The organism is Pseudomonas sp. GD04058, from assembly GCF_029836855.1.
GTDB lineage: Bacteria > Pseudomonadota > Gammaproteobacteria > Pseudomonadales > Pseudomonadaceae > Aquipseudomonas > Aquipseudomonas bharatica.
The window spans coordinates 1-22,185 of sequence record NZ_JAOECN010000028.1; the positions used below are offsets into that span (position 1 = coordinate 1).

Genomic DNA, 22,185 nt, shown 5'->3' on the forward strand with positions numbered 1-22,185 from the left:
CTGACGAAGGGCGCGTAGTCCGGCAGCACGGTTTCCACCTTGCCCTGCTCCTTGAGGAATTTTGCCGTCTCGGCGATCGCCGCCGGGGTCTGGCCTTGCAGCAGGCCGGCCTGGGCCTGGGCGTCGGGGAAGGCGGAGCCTGCGAGCAGTTCAGGCACATCGGCGGGATTGGAGCCGGTCAGCCTGGCGATCTTCTGTACCGGCACCGAGTCGGCAGTCCACTGCGCCTTGTTCGCCGCATAGTCGGCGAAGGATTGCAGGGTCACCTTGGCGAACTTCGCCACGACGTCCGGGTGCTTCTCGGCGAAGTCCTTGCGTGCGACCCACACTTCGAAGGTCGGCGCGCCCCAGCCGCCGACTTCGGCGGCGTCGGTGAGGGTCTTGCCGGTCTTGCGGATCTCCCCCAGCGCCGGCGACCAGACGAAGGCGCCATCGATATCCCCACGCTTCCATGCCGCGGCGATTTCCGCCGGCTGCAGGTTCACCACTTTCACCTGACGCGTATCGAGCCCCCAGTGCTTGAGGGCACCGAGCAGGCTGTAGTGGGAGGTGGAGACGAACGGGGTGGCGATGGTTTTGCCGACCAGGTCCTTCGGACTGTCGATACCACTGCCATTGCGCACCACCAGCGCTTCGGCGGCGTTGATCTGCGCCGAAACGATGAAGGCCACGATCGGTAGCTTGCGCGAAGCGGCAGCGGCCAGCGGGCTGGAACCGAGGTTGCCGATCTGCACGTCGCCGGAGGCAATCGCGGTGACCACTTCCGGCCCGCTGTTGAAGCGGCGCCAGTCGATCTTCTCGCCAATCGCCTGCTCGTAGGCACCATCGGCCTGGGGCACCTTGCTCGGATCGATGCCGGTCTGGTAACCCACGGTGAGACCGGCGGCATGGCTGACCAGGGTCAAGCCGGTGAGGGCCAGGGCAGTGAATACTTTGAGCGGACGTGACGGCTTCATGGCGGGGAATTCCGGAAGGGGAAAGCCATGAATCTAAATGATCTAAAAAACCAACCAGAAATAATTTATGGGCATTAGCTTATGTGCCCGAAGCGATGTGAAATTTTTGTTGTTTATGTCAAAAAAATCTTAAAAAAAACAAAATAATTCTTTTTAGGTTTATCGAATTGTAATTATCCTTCGCCCCCAGCATGGCGCATTAGACCAAAGTCTTGAAACGACTGGTTACGATTGACTCGATGGTCATCCATTGGTGCTAATCGCCCATCGACAACGAGTGGGGCGCAAGACCCGACCGTTAACGAACCACAAGAATTAGAAACAGAGAGGAGCAATTCATCCATGAAGAAGTCGACCCTGACTCTTGCCGTCGCCCTTGGGGTACTGGCCCAGCAAGCAGGCGCTGCCGGTTTTATCGAAGACAGCAAGGCTACGTTGAAGCTGCGTAACTTCTATATCAACACCGATAACCGCAATCACGGCAACGGCACCGTCAACTATCAGGAAGAGTGGGGCCAAGGCTTCCAACTGGACTACACCTCGGGCTTCACTGAAGGCACTGTAGGCTTCGGCGTCGACGCAATCGGCCTGCTGGGCATCCGCCTGGACTCCGGCAAAGGCCGTCACGGCAATGCCAGCAGCGACGCCTACGGCGGCACCGTCTTCCCGACCGACAGCGATGGCCGTGCTGTCAACGACTACTCCAGCCTGGGCGCTGCCGCCAAGGTCAAGATCTCCCAGACCGAACTGCGCTACGGCACCCTGCTGCCGAAGAACCCGGTCATCTCGTACAACGATGGTCGCCTGCTGCCGCAGACCTTCGAAGGCGGCCAGATCGTCTCGAACGAAATCAAGGACTTGACCCTGACTGCCGGCCAGATCGAGCACGTCAAGGGCCGTAACTCCTCGAGCACCGAAGGCCTGTCCATTGCGGGTGCCAACCAGTCCAGCAACTTCCGCAACGGCAAATATAGCAACCAGTTCCGTTATGCCGGCGCCGACTACAAGGTCAACAAGGATCTCCTGCTGCAATACTGGTACGGCGGCCTGGAGAACTTCTACAACCAGCACTTCCTGGGTGCGGTACACAACTGGGCTATCGGCCCGGGCGTGCTGAAGTCCGACTTCCGCTACTTCCACAGCACCGATGACGGCAAGAACGGCGATACCGCTGCCTGGTACACCACCGGTTACTACCCGAACAATCCGGTCAAGACTCGCGGCAAGGTCGACAACGACCTGTACAGCGCCCTGTTCCTGTACACCGTTGCCGGTCACACCTTTGGTGGCGGCTATCAGGTCAGCAATGGCGACAGCGACTTCCCTTGGCTGAACCAGGGTGACGGCTCGTCCAACTACACCATCACCGACTCGCAGATCCAGAAGTTCGGTCGTGCCGGTGAGCGTACCTGGCAAGCCCGCTACTCCTACGACTTCGCCAAGGTCGGCCTGGCTGGCGCCACTGCTGGCGTCACCTACCTGCGCGGCGACGACATCGATTCCACCATCGGTGACCGCAAAGAGTGGGAACGTGACATCACCCTGGCTTACGTCGTACCGGAAGGCACCCTCAAAGGCTTCGGCGTAATGTGGAAAAATGCCACCTGGCGCAGCAACGTTGCCAACACCAAGGACCAGGACGAAAACCGCCTGATCCTCAGCTACTCCGTCCCGCTGCTGTAACCCGCCGCGAGATACCCAACGCCCGCCCGGCCCCGTGCTGCGCGGGCGTTGTTTTGTCCGCCATTTGTTATCTCTTTAAGATCTAAATAAATCGATATTTATTCTTTTTAATTTGCTCGGCCTACAGGCACAGTTGAGTCCATCAACGAACAGCCAAGGAGCCGCACCATGAGCCTCAGACTCGGCGATATCGCCCCCGACTTCGAACAGGATTCCAGCGCCGGCAAGATCCGCTTCCACGAGTGGCTCGGCGACAGCTGGGGCGTGCTGTTCTCGCACCCGGCCGACTTCACCCCGGTGTGCACCACCGAGCTGGGCTTCACCGCCAAGCTGAAGGAACAGTTCGCCGAGCGCGGCGTCAAGGCCATCGCCCTGTCGGTGGACCCGGTGGACTCCCACCACCGCTGGATCGACGATATCAACGAAACCCAGAACACCACGGTCAACTTCCCGATCCTGGCCGATGCCGATCGCAAGGTTTCCGACCTGTACGACCTGATCCACCCGAACGCCAACGATACCCTCACCGTGCGCTCCTTGTTCGTGATCGACCCGAACAAGAAGATCCGCCTGACCATCACCTATCCGGCCAGCACCGGGCGCAACTTCCACGAGATCCTGCGGGTGATCGATTCGTTGCAACTCACCGACAACCACAAGGTGGCCACCCCGGCCAACTGGCAGGACGGTGACGAAGTGGTGATCGTGCCGTCGCTGAAGGACGAGGAAGAGATCAAGCGCCGCTTCCCCAAGGGCTACCGCGCGGTCAAGCCGTACCTGCGCCTGACCCCACAGCCGAACCGTTGATTCTGATTTAGCCATCGCAGGGATTTTCGGGCCGTTTCGACGGCCCTTTTTTTTGCCTGCAATTCCACGCTCCCGAAACCTGTGGAGAACCCTGTGGGAGCTGGCTTGCCAGCGATAGGGCCCGGCCGGCCAACACCTTTCCCCATGCCGGCCTCATCGCTGGCAAGCCAGCTCCCACAGGAGATCTCCACAGGCCAAAAGACATATCTCCAATTCATATAAACAAATGAAAAAATATGATTTCTAGATATATGCAAGCACCTGTTAATGTCACCCCATTCCAGCGAGCCTCCTAACTCGCGGGCCTTTCGAACAGTTCCAAGGATGCGCATTCAATGTTGGTCGTTTCTATCGGTGGAAGTCCCAGCCTGCGTTCACGCTCCGGCGTGCTGCTCGAACGCGCACGCGATTGGCTGCAAGGCCAGGGCGTGGAAGTGGTGACATTCCAGGTGCGGGACTTCCCGGCCGAAGATCTGCTTCATGCCCGTTTCGACAGCCCTCAGGTCCAGCATTTCCAGCAGCTGGTGGAACAGGCCGACGGCCTGATCGTTTCCACCCCGGTGTACAAGGCGTCGTTCGCCGGCGCCCTGAAGACCCTGCTCGATCTGCTCCCCGAGCGCGCCCTGAGTCACAAGGTGGTGCTGCCCATCGCAACCGGCGGCAGCATCGCCCATATGCTGGCGGTGGACTACGCCCTGAAACCGGTGCTCTCGGCCTTGAAGGCGCAGGAGACCCTGCAAGGGATCTTCGCCGACGACAGCCAGGTCGCCTACGGCCAGGGCAATGTCCCGGCCCATCTGGCGCCCGCCCTGGAGCAGCGCCTGAACGAATCCCTGGAGCTGTTCCACAGCGCCCTGGCCCGTCGCCCGAAACCCCTGGCGCCCGGCCTGCTCAACGAACGCCTGATCAGTGCCCGCTGGAGCATCTGATCCTGTAGCACCCGTTTCATCGTGCAACCCCCACCTTACTGGCCCGACAACGAGGCAAGCAGGTGCAGCCCGAATCCCAACACTGCAAAAGGAGAGCGCTATGCGCACTGTCGTTTTGCGTCGTGGTCTGGCCGCTCTGTTCGCTGCGGCTGTTACCTTCGGCGCCATCACCCAAGCCCAGGCCGAAACCCTGCGTATCGGCTACCAGAAGTACGGCACCCTGGTTCTGCTCAAGGCCAAGGGCAGCCTGGAAAAGCGCCTCGCCGCCCAGGGCGTGCAGGTGCAATGGACTGAATTCCCCGGCGGCCCGCAACTGCTGGAAGGTCTTAACGTCGGCTCCATCGATTTCGGCGTGACCGGCGAAACCCCGCCCGTCTTCGCCCAGGCCGCCGGCGCCGACCTGCTGTACGTGGCCTACGAGCCGCCAGCACCGCACAGCGAAGCGATCCTGGTGCCGAAGGGTTCGCCGATCCAGTCGGTCAAGGAACTCAAGGGCAAGAAGGTCGCCCTGAACAAGGGCTCCAACGTGCATTACCTGCTGGTCCGCGCCCTCGAGGACGCTGGCCTGAAATACAGCGACATCCAGCCGGTGTTCCTGCCGCCCGCCGATGCCCGCGCCGCCTTCGAGCGTGGCAGCGTCGATGCCTGGGTGATCTGGGACCCGTACCAGGCCGCCGCCGAGCAACAACTGCAAGCCCGCACCCTGCGCGATGGCCAGGGCATCGTCGACAACCATCAGTTCTACCTGGCCACCAAGCCTTATGCGCAGAAGCACCCTGAAGTGATCAGCGCCCTGGTGGACGAGGTGCGTGCCGTGGGCGAATGGTCCAAGGCCAACCCGCAGGAAGTGACCGACCAGGTCGCGCCGCTGCTCGGCCTGCCCGCCGACATCACCCTGACCTCGGTCAAGCGCCAGGGCTACGGTGCCGGCTTCCTGACCCCGGAAGTGGTCGCCGCGCAGCAGAAGATCGCCGACACCTTCACCAGCCTGAAGCTGATCCCCAAGCCGCTGAGCATCAAGGACGTGATCTGGACGCCGCCGGCCAAGGTCGCCACCGCACCTTGACGTTTCGCCCGAGCCGGGGCGTCGCCCCGGTCTGAGCCACCCTTAGGAGACAACTCCAATGAGCCTCAACGTTTTCTGGTTTCTTCCGACCCATGGCGACGGCCATTACCTTGGCACCGCCGAAGGCGCTCGCGCCGTCGATCACGGTTATCTGCAGCAGGTGGCACAGGCGGCCGACCGTCTTGGCTTCGGCGGCGTGCTGATCCCCACCGGGCGTTCCTGCGAGGACTCCTGGCTGGTGGCCGCGTCGCTGATCCCGGTGACCCAGCGCCTGAAGTTCCTCGTCGCCCTGCGTCCGGGGATCATTTCGCCGACCGTGGCGGCACGCCAGGCCGCGACCCTCGACCGGCTGTCCGGCGGGCGCGCGCTGTTCAACCTGGTGACCGGTGGAGACCCTGACGAACTGTCCGGCGACGGCCTGTTCCTCAGCCATGAAGAGCGTTACCAGGCATCGGTGGAATTCACCCGCATCTGGCGTCGGGTGCTGGAAGGCGAGACCGTCGACTACGACGGCAAGCACATCACGGTGAAGGGCGCCAAGCTGCTCTATCCGCCGATCCAGCAACCGCGTCCGCCACTGTATTTCGGTGGCTCTTCCGATGCCGCGCAGGACCTGGCCGCCGAGCAGGTCGAGCTGTACCTGACCTGGGGCGAACCGCCGAGCGCGGTGGCCGAGAAGATCGCGCAAGTCCGCGAGAAGGCCGCCAGGCTGGGCCGTACCGTGCGCTTCGGTATCCGCTTGCATGTGATCGTCCGCGAAACCAACGACGAGGCCTGGAAAGCCGCCGAACGCCTGATCTCCCATCTGGACGACGACACCATCGCCCGTGCCCAGGCTTCCCTGGCGCGCTTCGATTCGGTCGGCCAGCAACGCATGGCTGCCCTGCACGGTGGCAACCGCGACAACCTGGAAGTCAGCCCCAACCTGTGGGCCGGCGTCGGCCTGGTGCGTGGCGGTGCCGGTACCGCGCTGGTCGGCGATGGCCCGACCGTGGCGGCGCGGGTCAAGGAATACGCCGAGCTGGGCATAGACACCTTCATCTTCTCCGGCTACCCGCACCTGGAAGAGTCGTACCGCGTGGCCGAACTGCTGTTCCCGCACCTGGATGTCGAACGTCCGGCCCTGCCGCAGGAGCGTGGCTATGTCAGCCCGTTCGGCGAGATGGTGGCCAACGACATCCTGCCCAAAGCCGCGGCGCAGCGTTGAGGATCACGCCATGAGTCGTTCTTCTTCCAACTCCTGGGTCCAGCGCCTGGCGCCCTGGGCCCTGCCGGTAGCGCTGCTGGCGATCTGGCAACTGGCGGTCAGCGCCGGTTGGCTGTCGACCCGCATCCTGCCGGCGCCAAGCGCGGTGATTTCCGCGGGCGTCGAACTGGTGCGCAGCGGCGAAATCTGGACCCACCTGGCAATCAGCGGCTGGCGTGCCGGGCTGGGCTTCCTGATCGGCGGCAGCATCGGCCTGGTGCTCGGCTTCATCACCGGCCTGTCGCGCTGGGGTGAGCGCCTGCTGGACAGCTCGGTGCAGATGATCCGCAACGTGCCGCACCTGGCGCTGATCCCGCTGGTGATCCTGTGGTTCGGCATCGACGAGTCGGCGAAGATCTTCCTGGTCGCCCTCGGCACGCTGTTCCCGATCTACCTGAACACCTACCACGGCATCCGCAACGTCGATCCGGCGCTGGTGGAAATGGCCCGCAGTTACGGCCTCAGCGGCTTCGCCCTGTTCCGCCAGGTGATCCTGCCGGGTGCGCTGCCGTCGATCCTGGTCGGCGTGCGCTTCGCCCTCGGCTTCATGTGGCTGACCCTGATCGTCGCCGAGACCATCTCGGCCAACTCCGGCATCGGCTACCTGGCGATGAACGCCCGCGAGTTCCTGCAGACCGACGTGGTAGTGCTGGCGATCGTGCTGTACGCGGTGCTCGGCAAGCTGGCCGACCTCGCTGCCCGCGGCCTGGAGCGTGTCTGGCTGCGCTGGCACCCGGCCTATCAAGTGAGCAAGGGAGACCGCGCATGACCGTTCTCAAGGAACAGCCGCCGCGCCTGCTGCGTGGCATCCCGCTGGCGGTGCAGAAGGTCGAGAAGACCTTCGGCCAACGCAAGGTCCTGCGCAATATCGACCTGCACATCCCGGCCGGCCAGTTCGTCGCCATCGTCGGCCGCAGTGGCTGTGGCAAGAGCACCCTGCTGCGTTTGCTGGCCGGCCTCGACCAACCGACCGGTGGTGAATTGCTGGCCGGTAGCGCGCCACTGTCGGACGCTCGCGAAGACACCCGCCTGATGTTCCAGGAAGCGCGCCTGCTGCCGTGGAAGCGGGTCATCGACAACGTCGGCCTGGGTCTCGAAGGCAAGTGGCAGGAACGTGCCAGGCAGGCACTGGAAGCGGTGGGCCTGGCCGACCGTGCCAATGAATGGCCGGCAGCCCTGTCCGGTGGACAGAAACAGCGCGTGGCCCTGGCCCGCGCCCTGATCCACCAGCCGCGCCTGCTGCTGCTCGACGAACCGCTGGGCGCCCTGGATGCCCTGACCCGGATCGAAATGCAGCAACTGATCGAAGACCTCTGGCGCAAGCACGGCTTCACGGTGCTGCTGGTGACCCACGACGTCAGCGAAGCGGTAGCGGTCGCCGACCGGGTGATCCTGATCGAGGACGGCGAAATCGGCCTCGATCTGCACGTGGACCTGCCGCGCCCACGGGTACGTGGCTCGCACCGCCTGGCCGCGCTGGAAACCGAAGTACTCAACCGTGTTCTCTCGATCCCTGGCACTCCGCCCGGGCCCGAACCCGTAGCACCCTTGCCTACGCAACTGCGCTGGGCTCATTGACCTCAGAACCTACGAAGGAAGCAAGCAGATGACTATCAAAGCGATCAACGTACGTAACCAGTTCAAAGGCACCGTGAAAGAAATCCTGGAAGGCCCGGTACTGTCGGAAATCGACGTGCAGACCGCCTCGGGCATCGTCACTTCGGTGATCACCACCCGTTCGGTCAAGGAGCTGGAGCTGACCATCGGCAGCGAAGTGATTGCCTTCGTGAAATCGACCGAGGTTTCCATCGCGAAACTGTGAAACCCCAATCGCTGGCAAGCCAGCTCCCACAGGTCCGGTGTACGCCGGACCTGTGGGAGCTGGCTTGCCAGCGATGCTTTTAATGCTTGGGCAGGAACGGCGGCAGATACAGCCCCACATACGCTTCGAACACCCGCATCCCCTCCTCCGCCATGCGCGGCGTGATCTGCCCGTGCACCTGCACCGAACGGGCATAGACCCGGTCGCTCAGCTCCATCGCCAAGGCAAATACATCCACATCATGCGGCAGCTCCGGCAAGCGGAAATGCTGCTCGAACAGCTTGTGCATCAGGTCGCCCAGCTCGATATCGTGCTGGCGGTCGGCCTGGGTCACTTCGCTCAGGCCATGCTGGGCGAGGATCAGTTGCCGGGCGGCGGCGTCCTGTTGATAGATCTCCAGCATTCGCGCTTCCACCAGCCGCGCCAGGTCCCGCCAGCCGGTCAGGCTCGCGGTATCGATGGGCGCCTGCAGGCAGGCGCGAAACGCGCCGTGTACATCCGCCGTCAGCGCCTCGAGCAAGGCCGGGACGCTGGCGAAGAAGTGATAGACCGACGACGGCGGGATCTGCGCGCGCTCGGCGACGCTGTAGATCGACAGGCTGGCCACGCCCTCGCTGGCCAGCAAGGTGCGGGCCGCGTCGAGGATCGAGTCGATCCGCGCCTGGCTGCGGGCGCGGGGTTTGCGAGGGGTGCTGCCGCGGCTCATGTCAGTTGCTGATCGCCAGGATGCTGGCCTGGTAGGCGCCGACGAACAGGTCGAAGTCGCCGACTTCCTGCTGTTCCAGACGCGCCTGCTCTTCCAGCGAAGCCCGGGCCAGGCTTTCGAAACGCGCCTGCTCGTCAGCCGGCAGCGGCTCCTTGCGCAGGTAGTCGGCATGCAGCTGGCTCTGGCGCAGGGCGAAGGCGGCGAAGCTTTCCTGGTGCGCGGTCATGCTGGCGAGCACCTGGGCCGACGGGGTCAGCGCCGGGTCGTCGACCTTGGCCGCCTGGGTGGCGAGGGCACGGGCGTGCTCATCGCTGCCCTGGCTGCGGTCGAGCAGTTCGGCCAACGGTGCGATACGCGCCAGCAGCTCGGAGGCCCAGGCCTTGAGTTCGACCGGCTGGCCGTCGCGATGCAGTTGCAGGCCCGGACGCCGGCCTTCCTTAACCACTTTGAGGAAGTTGTCGGTGCACTGGCCGCACTCGCCGTTTTGCAGCAGCGGGCTTTCTTCCAGGGCGCAGAACAGCAGGAAGGCATCGAGGAAACGCGCCTGCGGCAAATCGATGCCGGTCGGCAGGAACGGGTTGATATCCAGGCAGCGCACTTCGATGTACTGGATGCCCCGGGCCACCAGCGCCTGGATCGGCCGCTCGCCGGTATAGGTCACGCGCTTGGGGCGGATGTTCGAGTAGTACTCGTTCTCGATCTGCAGGATGTTGGTGTTGAGCTGCACCCACTCGCCATCCTTGTGCGTACCGATCTCGACATAGGGCGCGTAGGGCGTGGCCACGGCGCGGCGCAGGCTGTCGGTGTAGCTGGCGAGGTCGTTGTAGCAGGGGGTCAGGCCGGCCTGGGCGTTGCTCTGGTAGCCCAGGTCGCTCATGCGCAGGCTGGTGGCCCACGGCAGGAACAGGGTGTCGGCGTCGAAGGACTCGAGCTGGTGCGGGCGGCCACGGAGGAACCCTGCGTCCAGCGCCGGCGAGGCACCGAACAGGTACATCAGCAGCCAGCTGTAGCGGCGGAAATTGCGGATCAGGGCAATGTAGGCCGACGACTGGTAGTCACGGTCGTCACCGCTGCCGCCTTCGGCATCACGCAACAGCGGCCAGAGCTTTTCCGGCAGCGAGAAATTGTAGTGGATACCGGCGATGCACTGCATGGTGCGGCCGTAGCGCAGGGCCAGGCCCTTGCGGTAGACGTACTTGAGCTGGCCGATGTTCGAGGTGCCGTACCAGGCGATCGGGATGTCCTCTTCCGCCGGCAACGGGCACGGCATCGACGGGCTCCACAGGTACTCGCTGCCGAGCTTGCTGACGGCGAAGCGGTGGATGTTCTCCAGGCTTTCGAGGGTCTGCGCCGGGTCGGCTAGCGCCGGAGTGATGAATTCCAGCAGCGACTCGGAATAATCGGTGGTGATGGATTCGTGGGTCAGCGCCGAGCCCAGGGCCTCGGGGTGCGGTGTCTGGGCCAGGCGACCGTCCTCGGTCACGCGCAGGCATTCACGCTCGATGCCGTGCAGGCACTGCTTGAGCAGGGAGAGGTTGTCGCCCTGGCCAAGCAGGCTCAGGCGGCGGTTGAGAAGTTCGCTCAAGATGGATTCCTTCACACATCAGTCGCCCCGATATGGGGGTGGAAATGACGGTCTACAAGGGTGGACAGGAGGAACTGGCGTTGTCGCCTGGTTTTCGCAGGGAATCGGCAGCGCCCAGCGCACTGCCGAAAGTACCGCAGATGGCCTTTTGCGGCTAGGGTTTGCACGAGAAGTGACTGCGCGGCGATCAGGCAAGGCGAAAACAGGCGAGGAAGCGGAGTTTGCTGGTTGCAAATGAGCATTCCGAGCCTGTTTTCAACGCAGCATGATCGTCGCGCAGGCGCTTATCGTGCAAATCCTAGAGCGCTGCGAAGGTGCCCTGGGCCTTGGCGACAAGTTTGTCGCCCTGAAGCACGTCGGCGTCCAGTACAAGCGTGCGTCTTCCCGCGTGGAGAACGCGGGCTATACACAGCACTTCACCTTCGCTGACCGCACGAACGTAGTTGATCTTGCACTCCAGGGTGACGCTGCGCCGATCGAAGCCGTGGCTGCTGGAGCAGGCCAGGCCCATGGCGATGTCCACCAGGCTGAAGATAGCCCCGCCATGCAGGAAGCCGCCGCGGTTGCGCAGGTGCGGCTCCAGGGCCAGGGCCACCTCGGCAACGCCCGCTTCGAGGCGTTGCAGACGGCAGCCCAGCAACTGGCTGAAGGCGCTCTGGACGATGTCTTCAGGCGCGCCCGTCACTTCTTCTTCAACTGCTTGGCGTTGGCGAACAAGGAGGCCATGGCGTTGTTGGCCGGTGGCGGGGTGTCCTTGACCCGGGCCGGCGCGCCTTGCTGGCGACCACCCGAACCCTGGCGACCGCCGCGGGCACCCTCGACCTTCTCGCCCGGGGTGTCGCTCATGCGCATGGACAGGCCGACGCGCTTGCGCGGGATGTCCACTTCCATAACCTTGACCTTGACCACGTCGCCGGCCTTGACCGCTTCACGCGGGTCCTTGATGAACTTCTCGGACAGCGCCGAGATGTGCACCAGGCCGTCCTGGTGCACGCCGATATCGACGAAGGCACCGAAGTTGGTGACGTTGGTCACCACGCCTTCGAGGATCATCCCCGGCTCCAGGTCCTTGAGGTCTTCGACGCCTTCCTGGAACTCGGCGGTCTTGAACTCGGGGCGCGGGTCGCGGCCGGGCTTGTCCAGCTCCTGGAGGATGTCGGTGACGGTCGGCAGGCCGAAGGTCTCGTCAGTGAACTTCTTCGGATCGAGGCGCTTGAGGAAGCCGCTGTCGCCGATCAGCGAACGGATGTCGCGGCCGGTATCGGCGGCGATGCGCTGTACCAGCGGGTAGGCCTCGGGGTGGACGGCCGAGGCGTCCAGCGGGTCGTCACCGTTCATCACCCGGAGGAAGCCGGCGGCCTGTTCGAAGGTTTTCTCGCCGAGGCGGCTGACTTTCTTCAGGGCAGCGCGGGTCTTGAAGGCGCCGTTGGCATCACGGTGGCTGACGATGTTCTGCGCCAGGGTCGCGTTGAGGCCGGAGATGCGTGCCAGCAGGGCCACGGAGGCGGTATTGACGTCGACGCCGACGGCGTTCACGCAGTCCTCGACCACGGCGTCCAGGCCACGGGCCAGCTTGAGCTGGGAGACGTCGTGCTGGTACTGGCCGACGCCGATGGATTTCGGGTCGATCTTCACCAGCTCGGCAAGCGGGTCCTGCAGGCGGCGAGCGATGGACACGGCGCCGCGGATCGACACATCGAGGTCGGGGAATTCGCGGGCGGCCAGCTCGGATGCCGAGTACACCGAAGCGCCAGCCTCGGAGACCATGACCTTGGTGATCTTCAGCGCCGGGTATTTCTTGACCAGTTCGGAGATCAGCTTGTCGCTTTCACGGCTGGCGGTGCCGTTGCCGATGGCGACCAGCTCCACCGAGTGCTTGGCGCACAGGGCGGCGAGGATGGCGATGGTGCGATCCCAGTCGTTCTTCGGCGCGTGCGGGTAGACCGTGGTGTGGTCGAGCAGCTTGCCGGTGGCGTCGACCACCGCGACCTTGCAGCCGGTACGCAGGCCCGGGTCGAAGCCCAGGGTCGCGCGCGGGCCGGCCGGAGCGGCCAGCAGCAGGTCGTGCAGGTTGTGGGCGAAAACGTTGATCGCCTCGCCTTCGGCGTTGTCGCGCAGCTCGCCGAACAGGTCGGTTTCCAGGTGGCTGTAGAGCTTGACCTTCCAGGTCCAGCGCACCACTTCGGCCAGCCATTTGTCGGCCGGGCGGCCCTGGTTGGCCAGGCCGAAGCGCTCGGCGATCATCAGTTCGCACGGGTGCAGGGTGCCCGGAAGTTCTTCGCCGACCTTGAGCGAGGCGGACAGCACGCCTTCGTTGCGCCCGCGGAAAATCGCCAGGGCACGGTGCGACGGCACGCCCTTGAGCGGTTCGTCATGTTCGAAGTAATCGCGGAACTTGGCGCCCTCTTCCTCCTTGCCCGGCACCACGCGGGCCGACAGGGTGGCTTCCTGGGTCAGGAAATTACGCAGCTTGTCGAGCAGGGCAGCGTCTTCGGCGAAGCGCTCCATGAGGATGTATTTGGCGCCTTCCAGCGCAGCCTTGACGTCGGCAACGCCTTTTTCGGCATCGACGAAGCGCGCGGCCTCGCTTTCGGGGGACAGCTGCGGATCGGCCAGCAGGCCGTCGGCCAGTTCGCCGAGGCCGGCTTCCAGGGCGATCTGGCCCTTGGTGCGACGCTTCTGCTTGTACGGCAGGTACAGGTCTTCGAGGCGGGTCTTGGTGTCGGCGAGCTTGATCTCGCGGGCCAGTTCCGGGGTCAGCTTGCCCTGCTCCTCGATGCTGGCCAGGATGCTGGCGCGACGCTCGTCGAGTTCGCGCAGGTAGCGCAGGCGCTCTTCAAGGGTGCGAAGCTGGGTGTCATCCAGGCTGCCGGTCACTTCTTTGCGGTAACGGGCGATAAAAGGCACCGTGGAGCCTTCATCAAGTAGAGCCACGGCCGCCTCGACCTGTTGCGGGCGGACGCCGAGTTCTTCGGCGATGCGGCTGTTGATGCTGTCCATAAAACCACCTGACAAATTGTGAATGCTTGGCCGCAGGGGCCGGCGCCAGAGGGCGTCGGGGCATGGCGGCGCGCGGTGAAAAGCGGCGCATTATACCCAGCGCAAAAGGCTTGCGGTGATAGCGGCTGGCCAGCCTGACAGACCATTCCGCTGGCACACGGGGAAAAATCTGCTAACAATGAGCTCGGCACCCGCAAATGGCGGCTAAGCCATAATGCGCGCCGAGATTAAAGGAGCTACCCATGAGCAGCACTGCACAAACAGCCGAAGGCGAAAAGATCCTCATCGTCGATGACGACCCGGGCCTGAGCAGCCTTCTCGAGCGTTTCTTCACCAGCAAGGGCTATCGCGCACGGGCAGTACCCAATGTCGAACAGATGGACCGCCTGCTGGCGCGCGAGGTGTTCAACCTGGTCGTCCTCGACCTGATGCTGCCCGGCGAGGATGGTCTTTCCGCCTGCCGGCGCCTGCGCGCAGCGAACAACCAGGTGCCGATCATCATGCTCACCGCCAAGGGCGACGAGTTGAGCCGGATCAAGGGCCTGGAACTGGGCGCCGACGACTACCTGGCCAAGCCGTTCAACCCCGACGAGCTGGTCGCGCGGGTCAAGGCCGTACTGCGCCGCCAGGCGCCCACGGTACCGGGCGCACCGGGCAGCGAGGACGAAACCGTCACTTTCGGCGACTACGAGCTGTCCCTGGCCACCCGCGAACTCAAGCGTGGCGACGAAGTGCACATGCTGACCACCGGCGAGTTCGCCGTGCTCAAGGCGTTGGTCATGCATGCCCGCGAGCCGCTGACCCGCGACAAGCTGATGAACCTGGCCCGTGGCCGCGAATGGGATGCACTGGAGCGCTCCATCGACGTGCAGATCTCGCGCCTGCGCCGCATGATCGAGCCTGACCCGTCCAAGCCGCGCTATATCCAGACCGTCTGGGGCGTAGGCTACGTGTTCGTGCCGGACGGCAATGCCGGCAAGTGATGGCACGTGTTACCGATGAGTCATCGAAAGCAGGGCCACCGCAAGGTTGCCCTGCTTTTGCTTGGATCACCTCATGCCCTGCCCGCGAGCCGCGCTCGCACCTGCCAAGCGTGTAGCCGTCGCCCATGAAAACGCCACTGTGGTTTCCGCAAAGCTTCTTCGCCCGCACCCTGTGGCTGGTGTTGATCGTCGTCCTGTTTTCCAAGGCACTGACCCTGGTCTACCTGCTGATGAACGAGGACGTGCTGGTCGATCGCCAGTACAGCCACGGCGTCGCCCTGACCCTGCGTGCGTACTGGGCAGCGGACGAGGAGAACCGCGACAAGGTCGCCGAAGCCGCCGGCTTGATCCGCGTCACCGGCAACGGCGTGCCCGAGGGCGAGCAGCACTGGCCCTACAGCGAGATCTACCAGCGCCAGATGCAGGCCGAACTGGGCGAGGACACCGAGGTCCGCCTGCGCGTCCATTCGCCTCCGGCGCTCTGGGTCAGGGCGCCAAGCCTGGGCGACGATTGGCTCAAGGTGCCGCTGTACCCGCACCCGTTGCGCGGCCAGAAAATCTGGAACGTGCTTGGCTGGTTCCTCGCCATCGGCCTGCTGTCCACCGCCTCGGCGTGGATCTTCGTGCGCCAGCTCAACCAGCCGCTCAAGCGCCTGGTGTTCGCCGCCCGGCAACTGGGCCAGGGCCGCAGCGTGCGCCTGCCGATCAGCGACACGCCGAGCGAGATGACCGAGGTATACCGCGCCTTCAACCAGATGGCCGAGGACGTGGAACAGGCCGGCCGGGAGCGCGAACTGATGCTGGCCGGGGTATCCCATGACCTTCGCACCCCCCTCACCCGCCTGCGCCTGTCGTTGTCCATGCTGCCCAGCGAAAGCGACCTGACCGACGACATGGTCCGCGACATCGAGGACATGGACGCCATCCTCGACCAGTTCCTCGCCTTCATCCGCGACGGCCGCGACGAGCCCGTCGAGGAAGTGGACCTGAGCGACCTGGTGCGCGAAGTGGTCGCGCCGTTCAACCAGCCCAAGGAACAGGTGCGCCTGTGCCTGGAGCCGATTCCGCCCTTCCCGCTGCGTCGTGTCTCGATCAAGCGCCTGCTCAACAACCTGATCGGCAACGCGCTGCATCACGCGGGCAAGGGCGTTGAAGTGGCCGCTTATGTCTCGGGTGACGCCAATGCGCCATACGTGGTGCTGAGCGTGCTGGACCGCGGTGCGGGAATCGATCCCGCCGAGCTGGATGCCATTTTCAACCCGTTCATTCGCGGCGATAAGGCCCGCAGCGGCAAAGGCACCGGGCTGGGCCTGGCGATCGTGCGGCGGATCGCGGCCCAGCATGGCGGCAACGTGGAATTGCGCAATCGCTCCGGTGGCGGGATCGAGGCCCGGGTGCGCTTGCCACTGGGCCTGCTGCTACCGCGCGACGCCGTCTAGCCCTTCCCTTTGGTGCGGGTCTGGTTGGGCCCGCCGTTCTTTTCCAGATGCTCGATGATCATCCCGGCGACATCCTTGCCGGTGGTGACCTCGATGCCTTCCAGACCGGGTGACGAGTTCACCTCCATCACCAGCGGGCCGTGGTTGGAGCGCAGGATATCCACGCCCGCCACGCTCAGGCCCATGACCTTGGCCGCACGAATGGCGGTCATGCGCTCTTCCGGGGTGACCTTGATCAGGCTGGCGGTGCCACCGCGGTGCAGGTTGGAGCGGAACTCCCCCGGCTTGGCCTGGCGCTTCATCGAGGCGATCACCTTGTCGCCGACCACGAAGCAGCGGATATCCGCACCGCCGGCTTCCTTGATGTACTCCTGGACCATGATGTTCTGCTTCAGGCCCATGAACGCCTCGATCACCGACTCGGCGGCCTTGGTGGTTTCGCACAGCACCACACCGATGCCCTGGGTGCCTTCCAGCACCTTGATCACCAGCGGCGCGCCGTTGACCATCTGGATCAGGTCGGGAATATCGTCCGGCGAATGGGCGAAGCCGGTCACCGGCAGGCCGATGCCACGGCGCGACAGCAATTGCAGCGAGCGCAGCTTGTCCCGCGAGCGGGCGATGGCCACGGATTCGTTGAGCGGATACACGCCCATCATCTCGAACTGGCGCAGCACCGCGCAGCCGTAGAAGGTCACCGAGGCGCCGATGCGCGGAATCACCGCATCGAAGCCTTCCAGTGGCTTGCCGCGATAGTGGATCTGCGGCTTGTGGCTGGCGATGTTCATGTAGGCACGCAAGGTATCGATCACAACCACTTCATGGCCCCGTTGCGTACCGGCCTCGACCAGACGACGGGTGGAATACAGACGCGGGTTACGCGACAGCACAGCGATCTTCATGCAGCACCTGTGGAAGGGGTAATGGTGGCCGGGAACGCCGGCTTGTCCTGTACATACTTGAGCCCTGGGTTGACCACCAGTTGGCCGTGCACCAGGGCTTTGGAACCTAGAAGCAGCCGATAGCGCATGGCCTTGCGACAGGCCAGGGTGAACTCCACTTCCCAGACCCTGTCGCCGAGCGCAAGTGCCGTGCGAATGACGTAACGCACCTGGGCGTGGCCATTGGAGCTCTTGATGGTCTTCATCGCTACCAGCGGCGCTTCGCAGCGGCGGTGACGCATTTGCACTACCGAACCCAGATGGGCGTTGAAGCGCACCCAGCGCTCACCATTGCGCGTGAACGGCTCGACCTCGGTGGCATGCAGGCTGGAGGTGCTGGCGCCGGTATCGATCTTGGCGCGCAGGCCGGCCAGGCCGAGGTCGGGCAAGGCCACCCACTCGCGCAAACCGATAACGCTCAGATGATCAAATGTCTTCACGATGGGCAACCCGGGAAAATTCGGTGAACTGTAAGCAGGCAGCGGACTTTTTGCATCCGTCAGTTACGGTAGTACAGTTCCATGACCGCAATTCAACGGAGCTGTGTCATGGCTTATCAGGAAGACGACGACAAGGTTCGTCTGGACAAATGGCTCTGGGCCGCGCGTTTCTACAAGACCCGCGCCCTGGCCAAGGCCGCCATCGAGAGCGGCAAGGTGCACTGCCGTGGCGAGCGCTGCAAACCCGGCAAGGAGCCGCGTATCGGCGACGAGTTCGTCCTGCGTACCGGTTTCGACGAGAAGACCGTGGTGGTCAAGGCGCTGTCCATCGTGCGCCGGGGCGCGCCGGAGGCACAGACGCTATACGAGGAAACCGCAGACAGCATCCGCCGCCGCGAACAGGCGGCGGAGCTGCGCAAGGCCGGCGCGCTGGGCGTGACCACCGATGGCCGGCCGACCAAGAAGCAGCGTCGGCAGATCCATCAATTCCAGGGCAATTACGACTGACCGCTGACCACGCTCAATTGACGGATCACCGGCAGGCGGGTGGCGAAGGCGAACAACGGCGCGGTCCAGCGCATCAGCGCGGCGCTGGCTCTTGCAGCCAGTGGTGTGAAGCAGCTCCAGCCCAGTGCCAGCACGGCCATCAGCAAGCCGCCGATGTAGTCGTCCTGGCCCCAGTGAGCCCCCGCGACCAGGCGCGGCAGCATGAACAGCACGGCCAGGCCCCAGACCACCAGGTTCTGCCAAAGCCCCCGGGTAAACAGGGTCATGAACAGCGCCCAGACCAGCAGGACCGAGGCGTGGTCACCCGGGAAACTCTTGCTGGAACGGTCCTTCAGTTCCCAGGTGGCTTCCAGGTGCGGGTAGAAATCGCTGAGGCGAATGGCATCCTCGAACACCATGGACGGGCTGTGATGCTGCCAGCCGGCAGCATCCACCCACTTGGAAAACAGCGCGCGAACCACCACTAAGAGAAGCAGCGTGACGAAGAAGCCGAAGAAGGCTTCGCGCACCTGGTGCGCCTTGAACACCCAATTGCCACGGATCAGCACGGCCAGCAGGATCAGGCCGACGACGATATCGAAGGGACGCAGGCTGCCGAGGGTCCAGATATAGCGCCAGGCGGCGTTGTCGGCCAGTGGTGCATTGAGACTGTGGAACAGCCACTCGTCGAAAGTCAGGCAGAGGATCTGGCCAAAAGGCCATAACCAGAAACACAGTAGCGCAATGGGTAGCAGCGTACAGGCTGCCAATGGGCCCCAGGACCACCTCGCTTGGAACAGTGGTCGATTGTCCATAAGATACCTCTCCAGAAAAATTGCCATGCGAGCACCTTCAGGGTGCTCTGCCATAGGGGTTTCGAAACCCTTGTAATTATCTTGTCACATTTACAGACAGCAGATTCCCCATGAGCGACGTGCCGGATACAGACTTCACCCAACGCTTCATCTTCGACGAGCGCGACGTGCGCGGCGAACTCGTCAGCCTTGAAACCAGCTACGCCCGGGTGCTGGAAAAGCACCCCTACCCGCAACCGGTCGCACAACTGCTCGGCGAACTGATGGCCGCCGCCGCGCTGCTGGTCGGTACCCTCAAGTTCGATGGACTGCTGATCCTCCAGGCGCGTTCCGATGGTCCGGTGCCGTTGCTGATGGTCGAGTGCTCCAGCGAGCGCGAGATCCGCGGTATCGCCCGCTATGACGGCGACGCGCTCGGTGTTGACGCCGGCTTGCGCGAGCTGATGCCCAACGGGGTACTGGCGCTGACCATCGATCCGCACCACGGCAAGCGCTACCAGGGCGTCGTCGAACTGGACGGCGCCGACCTGGCCGAGTCCTTCACCAACTACTTCGTCATGTCCGAGCAGCTGGGCACCCGGTTCTGGCTCAGCGCCGACGGCCAGCGCGCCCGTGGCATGCTGCTGCAGCAACTGCCGGTGGACCGTCAGCCGGATGCCGATGAGCGCGCCGACAGCTGGGCCCACGTTTCGGCCATCGCCAACACCCTCAGCCGCGACGAGCAGCTCGGCCTGGACAGCGAAACCCTGCTGCATCGCCTCTACCACGAAGATGCCGTGCGCCTGTTCGATATCCAGCCGCTGCAGTTCCGTTGCAGTTGCTCGCGGGAGCGTTCCGGCAACGCGCTGGTCAGCCTCGGGCTCGAGGACGCCCGCGAGCTGCTGGTGGAACATGGCGGCGAGATCGAGGTCGATTGCCAGTTCTGCAACGAGCGCTATCGCTTCGATACGGCGGATGTGGAGCAGCTGTTCGCTGGAGGCGGCGTGGACTCGCCGTCAGATACTCGCCACTGAAACGTTTCCGCTCAGGGAATTCTCCTGTCGAATGCGCTTAAGAAGCAGTTCTGACAGGAGGGCCCTACTTTTTTTGGGCGTTTCTGGCATAATCCGGCCACTTTTTTCGCTGTAGTAGTTCGTAAAGATCTACTACAAATCGTTTGGAGCACTCGGCCACCGGGCCGGATGGGGAATCTCATGACGCAAGCCAACAACGCCGTGTTCACCGATCTGAGCGTCGACGAGCTGGTAAAAGAAGCACTGAAACGCGGTGAAGGCGAGCTGGCCGACACCGGCGCGCTGGTCGTGAAAACCGGTCACCGTACCGGTCGTTCGCCGGTCGACCGTTTCATCGTCGAAGAGCCGAGCACCCAGGACGCCATCGCCTGGGGCCCGATCAACCGCAAATTCCCCGCCGACAAGTTCGACGCCCTGTGGGCCCGTGTCGAGGCGTTCAACAACGCCCAGGAACACTTCGTTTCCCACGTTCACGTAGGTGCAGCCGAAGAGCACTACCTGGCCGTCAAGATGACCACCCAGACTGCCTGGCAGAACCTGTTCGGTCGTTGCCTGTTCATCAACCCGGCCCAGTACAACCCGGCTGGCCGCGAAGAGTGGCAAGTGCTGAACGTCGCCAACTTCGAGTGCGTGCCAGAGCGTGACGGCACCAACTCCGATGGTTGCGTGATCCTCAACTTCGCCCAGAAGAAAGTCCTGATCGCGGGCATGCGCTACGCCGGCGAAATGAAGAAAGCCATGTTCTCGGTGCAGAACTTCCTGCTGCCGGCCGCCGACGTACTGCCAATGCACTGCGCCGCCAACATCGGTGAAGAAGGCGACGTGACCCTGTTCTTCGGTCTGTCCGGCACCGGCAAGACCACCCTGTCGGCCGACGAAAGCCGTTACCTGATCGGTGACGACGAGCACGGCTGGGGCGAAGGCGTTGTCTTCAATATCGAAGGCGGCTGCTACGCCAAGTGCATCGACCTCTCCGAGAAGAACGAGCCGGTCATCTGGAAAGCCATCAAGCACGGCGCAGTGCTGGAAAACGTCGTCCTCGACGACGCCAAGCACGCCGACTACGCCGATGGCAGCCTGACCCAGAACAGCCGTGCCGCGTACCCGCTGGAGCACGTCGAGAAGCGTTCCGAGAAGAACCTGGGCGGCGAGCCCAACGCGGTCATCTTCCTGACCTGCGACCTGACCGGCGTCCTGCCGCCAGTGTCGATCCTGAACAACGAGCAGGCGGCCTACCACTTCCTGTCCGGCTACACCGCGCTGGTCGGCTCCACCGAAATGGGTTCGGGCGGCGGCATCAAGTCGACCTTCTCCACCTGCTTCGGCGCGCCGTTCTTCCCGCGTCCGGCCGGCGAATACGCCGAACTGCTGATCAAGCGCATCAAGGGCTTTGGCTCCAAGGTGTACCTGGTCAACACTGGCTGGACCGGTGGTGGCTACGGCGTCGGCAAGCGCTTCAGCATTCCGACCACCCGTGCGGTGATCGCTGCGATCCAGAGCGGCGCGCTGATCGGTGCCGAGACCGAGCACCTGGACATCATCAACCTGGACGTGCCGAAGGCTGTTCCGGGCGTCGATACCGAACTGCTGAACCCGCGCAACACCTGGGCCGACAAGGCCGCCTACGACGAAGCAGCCAAAGGCCTGGCCTCGCTGTTCATCGAAAACTTCAAGAAGTTCGAAGTTTCCGAGGCGATCAAGGCTGCCGGTCCTCAGCTGTAAGCTGACTGGCGCTGTGCGAAAAGCCCCGGTTCGAAAGAGCCGGGGCTTTTTTGTGGGCTAGACCAACAGGTTTTTGACTGCGGTCAGCAATGCCTCTGAGGTGACTGGTTTGAGAAGCGCCTTGTTGGCGTCTGACTTTCTTGCGTCCGCCTGTCGACCTTCGGAAAACAAAAATATACTCGGCATAGAGCTATGGGCCTTTCTGAAGTTATATAGAGTGTCCACCGCACTCATGCCAAACAGCTCCGAATCAACAATGACGAGGTCATACTTTTTCTTCAAGGCCTCTCGAAGTCCTTGAGCCCCATTGCTGAACGTAGCTATCTCAAACTCATTCTGTAGTGCGCCGACAATAAAATGTCGCATGCTCTGCTGGTCCATGATTATCAGGATCCTTTTCATCTGGCGGCCCTCCACGTATCTATCCGTTAAGTGAATTCCGGACGTGAACTTCCATTGCCTCGATTGGGCACCCGAACGCTGGTATGGACAACAGGCATTTTTATCAGGTGCCGACCAGTGGTAGTGGGCTCATCGAGCCGCCGA

22 protein-coding genes are annotated in these 22,185 nt (G+C 63.5%); 13 read left to right on the forward strand and 9 right to left on the reverse strand.

Going from position 1 to position 22,185, the window contains the following annotated elements; all coding sequences use genetic code 11:
- Positions 1 to 956 (reverse strand): taurine ABC transporter substrate-binding protein (tauA, locus tag N7650_RS20150; protein ID WP_279899716.1); only part of this gene is annotated, 956 nt, incomplete at its 3' end.
- 342 nt (positions 957 to 1,298) lie between these two features.
- Between tauA and N7650_RS20155 the strand changes: the two genes are divergently transcribed.
- From N7650_RS20155 to N7650_RS20190, 8 genes are all read left to right on the forward strand, one after another.
- Entirely contained in the window at positions 1,299 to 2,639 is a 1,341-nt protein-coding gene (locus tag N7650_RS20155; RefSeq protein ID WP_009400147.1) for an OprD family porin, read from the forward strand.
- Between the two features lie 168 nt (positions 2,640 to 2,807).
- Positions 2,808 to 3,446 (forward strand): peroxiredoxin, encoded by a 639-nt coding sequence (locus tag N7650_RS20160; RefSeq protein WP_279899718.1) that lies wholly within the window; start codon positions 2,808 to 2,810, stop codon positions 3,444 to 3,446.
- A gap of 335 nt (positions 3,447 to 3,781) precedes the next feature.
- Positions 3,782 to 4,375, forward strand: coding sequence for an NADPH-dependent FMN reductase (gene ssuE / locus N7650_RS20165; RefSeq protein ID WP_009400143.1), 594 nt, complete (start codon positions 3,782 to 3,784; stop codon positions 4,373 to 4,375).
- Positions 4,376 to 4,475: 100 nt separating this feature from the next.
- Entirely contained in the window at positions 4,476 to 5,441 is a 966-nt protein-coding gene (locus N7650_RS20170; RefSeq protein ID WP_009400141.1) for a sulfonate ABC transporter substrate-binding protein, read from the forward strand.
- A 58-nt stretch (positions 5,442 to 5,499) separates the two neighbouring features.
- Positions 5,500 to 6,648 (forward strand): FMNH2-dependent alkanesulfonate monooxygenase, encoded by a 1,149-nt coding sequence (gene ssuD / locus N7650_RS20175; protein WP_279899720.1) that lies wholly within the window; start codon positions 5,500 to 5,502, stop codon positions 6,646 to 6,648.
- 10 nt (positions 6,649 to 6,658) lie between these two features.
- Complete coding sequence (gene ssuC / locus N7650_RS20180; RefSeq protein WP_009400136.1) at positions 6,659 to 7,456, forward strand: aliphatic sulfonate ABC transporter permease SsuC; 798 nt, start codon at positions 6,659 to 6,661, stop codon at positions 7,454 to 7,456.
- Positions 7,453 to 8,265, forward strand: coding sequence for an aliphatic sulfonates ABC transporter ATP-binding protein (gene ssuB, locus N7650_RS20185; protein ID WP_009400134.1), 813 nt, complete (start codon positions 7,453 to 7,455; stop codon positions 8,263 to 8,265). Before ssuC ends, ssuB begins: the two co-directional genes overlap by 4 nt.
- Before the next feature lie 28 nt (positions 8,266 to 8,293).
- The gene (locus N7650_RS20190; RefSeq protein WP_009400132.1) at positions 8,294 to 8,509 is read left to right on the forward strand and encodes a TOBE domain-containing protein; all 216 of its coding nucleotides are present in this window, start codon (positions 8,294 to 8,296) and stop codon (positions 8,507 to 8,509) included.
- 79 nt (positions 8,510 to 8,588) lie between these two features.
- Here the strand turns inward: N7650_RS20190 and N7650_RS20195 are convergent, their stop codons facing one another.
- The 4 genes from N7650_RS20195 to N7650_RS20210 form a co-directional block, all read right to left on the reverse strand.
- A complete protein-coding gene (locus tag N7650_RS20195; RefSeq protein WP_009400130.1) occupies positions 8,589 to 9,215 on the reverse strand; it encodes a TetR/AcrR family transcriptional regulator in 627 nt (208 codons plus the stop codon).
- 1 nt (position 9,216) lies between these two features.
- Positions 9,217 to 10,800 (reverse strand): glutamate--cysteine ligase, encoded by a 1,584-nt coding sequence (gene gshA, locus N7650_RS20200; protein ID WP_279899722.1) that lies wholly within the window; start codon positions 10,798 to 10,800, stop codon positions 9,217 to 9,219.
- A gap of 298 nt (positions 10,801 to 11,098) precedes the next feature.
- A complete protein-coding gene (locus N7650_RS20205; RefSeq protein ID WP_279899723.1) occupies positions 11,099 to 11,485 on the reverse strand; it encodes a PaaI family thioesterase in 387 nt (128 codons plus the stop codon).
- On the reverse strand, positions 11,482 to 13,800 hold the full coding sequence (locus N7650_RS20210; RefSeq protein WP_279899724.1) for a Tex family protein: 2,319 nt from the start codon (positions 13,798 to 13,800) through the stop codon (positions 11,482 to 11,484). The genes N7650_RS20205 and N7650_RS20210 overlap by 4 nt, the downstream gene beginning before the upstream one ends.
- A 242-nt stretch (positions 13,801 to 14,042) precedes the next feature.
- Between N7650_RS20210 and ompR the strand changes: the two genes are divergently transcribed.
- Both ompR and N7650_RS20220 read left to right on the forward strand, forming a co-directional pair.
- Complete coding sequence (gene ompR, locus N7650_RS20215; RefSeq protein WP_009400122.1) at positions 14,043 to 14,783, forward strand: two-component system response regulator OmpR; 741 nt, start codon at positions 14,043 to 14,045, stop codon at positions 14,781 to 14,783.
- A gap of 125 nt (positions 14,784 to 14,908) precedes the next feature.
- Complete coding sequence (locus N7650_RS20220; protein ID WP_064303132.1) at positions 14,909 to 16,222, forward strand: ATP-binding protein; 1,314 nt, start codon at positions 14,909 to 14,911, stop codon at positions 16,220 to 16,222.
- Here the strand turns inward: N7650_RS20220 and rimK are convergent.
- Both rimK and N7650_RS20230 read right to left on the reverse strand, forming a co-directional pair.
- Positions 16,219 to 17,124 (reverse strand): 30S ribosomal protein S6--L-glutamate ligase, encoded by a 906-nt coding sequence (gene rimK / locus N7650_RS20225; protein WP_009400116.1) that lies wholly within the window; start codon positions 17,122 to 17,124, stop codon positions 16,219 to 16,221. The genes N7650_RS20220 and rimK overlap by 4 nt on opposite strands.
- Positions 17,121 to 17,603 carry an ATP-dependent zinc protease gene (locus tag N7650_RS20230; protein WP_009400114.1) on the reverse strand — a complete coding sequence of 161 codons (483 nt, stop codon included), beginning with the start codon at positions 17,601 to 17,603 and terminating at the stop codon, positions 17,121 to 17,123. The genes rimK and N7650_RS20230 overlap by 4 nt, the downstream gene beginning before the upstream one ends.
- 108 nt (positions 17,604 to 17,711) lie before the next feature.
- On the opposite strand from N7650_RS20230, the gene N7650_RS20235 reads away from it, so the two are divergent.
- On the forward strand, positions 17,712 to 18,110 hold the full coding sequence (locus N7650_RS20235; RefSeq protein WP_009400112.1) for a S4 domain-containing protein: 399 nt from the start codon (positions 17,712 to 17,714) through the stop codon (positions 18,108 to 18,110).
- On the opposite strand, the gene N7650_RS20240 is transcribed toward N7650_RS20235, so the two are convergent.
- Positions 18,101 to 18,904 (reverse strand): phosphatase PAP2 family protein, encoded by an 804-nt coding sequence (locus N7650_RS20240; RefSeq protein ID WP_009400110.1) that lies wholly within the window; start codon positions 18,902 to 18,904, stop codon positions 18,101 to 18,103. The two genes, N7650_RS20235 and N7650_RS20240, sit on opposite strands and share 10 nt — an antisense overlap.
- A 110-nt stretch (positions 18,905 to 19,014) precedes the next feature.
- Here N7650_RS20240 and hslO point away from each other — a divergent pair, with 110 nt between their 5' ends.
- Both hslO and N7650_RS20250 read left to right on the forward strand, forming a co-directional pair.
- Positions 19,015 to 19,917, forward strand: coding sequence for an Hsp33 family molecular chaperone HslO (hslO, locus tag N7650_RS20245; RefSeq protein ID WP_009400108.1), 903 nt, complete (start codon positions 19,015 to 19,017; stop codon positions 19,915 to 19,917).
- 180 nt (positions 19,918 to 20,097) lie between these two features.
- Positions 20,098 to 21,639, forward strand: coding sequence for a phosphoenolpyruvate carboxykinase (locus N7650_RS20250; RefSeq protein WP_279899727.1), 1,542 nt, complete (start codon positions 20,098 to 20,100; stop codon positions 21,637 to 21,639).
- Positions 21,640 to 21,696: 57 nt separating this feature from the next.
- Here the strand turns inward: N7650_RS20250 and N7650_RS20255 are convergent, their stop codons facing one another.
- Positions 21,697 to 22,020 carry a response regulator gene (locus N7650_RS20255; RefSeq protein WP_158487720.1) on the reverse strand — a complete coding sequence of 108 codons (324 nt, stop codon included), beginning with the start codon at positions 22,018 to 22,020 and terminating at the stop codon, positions 21,697 to 21,699.
- Positions 22,021 to 22,185 lie beyond the last annotated feature (165 nt).

Excerpts from the sequence above, each read along its gene's own strand:
- ssuE (WP_009400143.1), top strand. The coding sequence starts at position 3,782 with ATGTTGGTCGTTTCTATCGGTGGAAGTCCCAGCCTGCGTTCACGCTCC.
- ompR (WP_009400122.1), top strand. The coding sequence starts at position 14,043 with ATGAGCAGCACTGCACAAACAGCCGAAGGCGAAAAGATCCTCATCGTC.
- N7650_RS20240 (WP_009400110.1), bottom strand. The coding sequence starts at position 18,904 with ATGGACAATCGACCACTGTTCCAAGCGAGGTGGTCCTGGGGCCCATTG.
- N7650_RS20190 (WP_009400132.1), top strand. The coding sequence starts at position 8,294 with ATGACTATCAAAGCGATCAACGTACGTAACCAGTTCAAAGGCACCGTG.
- rimK (WP_009400116.1), bottom strand. The coding sequence starts at position 17,124 with ATGAAGATCGCTGTGCTGTCGCGTAACCCGCGTCTGTATTCCACCCGT.
- N7650_RS20255 (WP_158487720.1), bottom strand. The coding sequence starts at position 22,020 with ATGGACCAGCAGAGCATGCGACATTTTATTGTCGGCGCACTACAGAAT.
- N7650_RS20160 (WP_279899718.1), top strand. The coding sequence starts at position 2,808 with ATGAGCCTCAGACTCGGCGATATCGCCCCCGACTTCGAACAGGATTCC.
- ssuB (WP_009400134.1), top strand. The coding sequence starts at position 7,453 with ATGACCGTTCTCAAGGAACAGCCGCCGCGCCTGCTGCGTGGCATCCCG.
- ssuD (WP_279899720.1), top strand. The coding sequence starts at position 5,500 with ATGAGCCTCAACGTTTTCTGGTTTCTTCCGACCCATGGCGACGGCCAT.
- N7650_RS20170 (WP_009400141.1), top strand. The coding sequence starts at position 4,476 with ATGCGCACTGTCGTTTTGCGTCGTGGTCTGGCCGCTCTGTTCGCTGCG.
- N7650_RS20235 (WP_009400112.1), top strand. The coding sequence starts at position 17,712 with ATGGCTTATCAGGAAGACGACGACAAGGTTCGTCTGGACAAATGGCTC.
- ssuC (WP_009400136.1), top strand. The coding sequence starts at position 6,659 with ATGAGTCGTTCTTCTTCCAACTCCTGGGTCCAGCGCCTGGCGCCCTGG.
- N7650_RS20220 (WP_064303132.1), top strand. The coding sequence starts at position 14,909 with ATGAAAACGCCACTGTGGTTTCCGCAAAGCTTCTTCGCCCGCACCCTG.
- hslO (WP_009400108.1), top strand. The coding sequence starts at position 19,015 with ATGAGCGACGTGCCGGATACAGACTTCACCCAACGCTTCATCTTCGAC.
- N7650_RS20250 (WP_279899727.1), top strand. The coding sequence starts at position 20,098 with ATGACGCAAGCCAACAACGCCGTGTTCACCGATCTGAGCGTCGACGAG.
- N7650_RS20210 (WP_279899724.1), bottom strand. The coding sequence starts at position 13,800 with ATGGACAGCATCAACAGCCGCATCGCCGAAGAACTCGGCGTCCGCCCG.
- N7650_RS20195 (WP_009400130.1), bottom strand. The coding sequence starts at position 9,215 with ATGAGCCGCGGCAGCACCCCTCGCAAACCCCGCGCCCGCAGCCAGGCG.
- N7650_RS20155 (WP_009400147.1), top strand. The coding sequence starts at position 1,299 with ATGAAGAAGTCGACCCTGACTCTTGCCGTCGCCCTTGGGGTACTGGCC.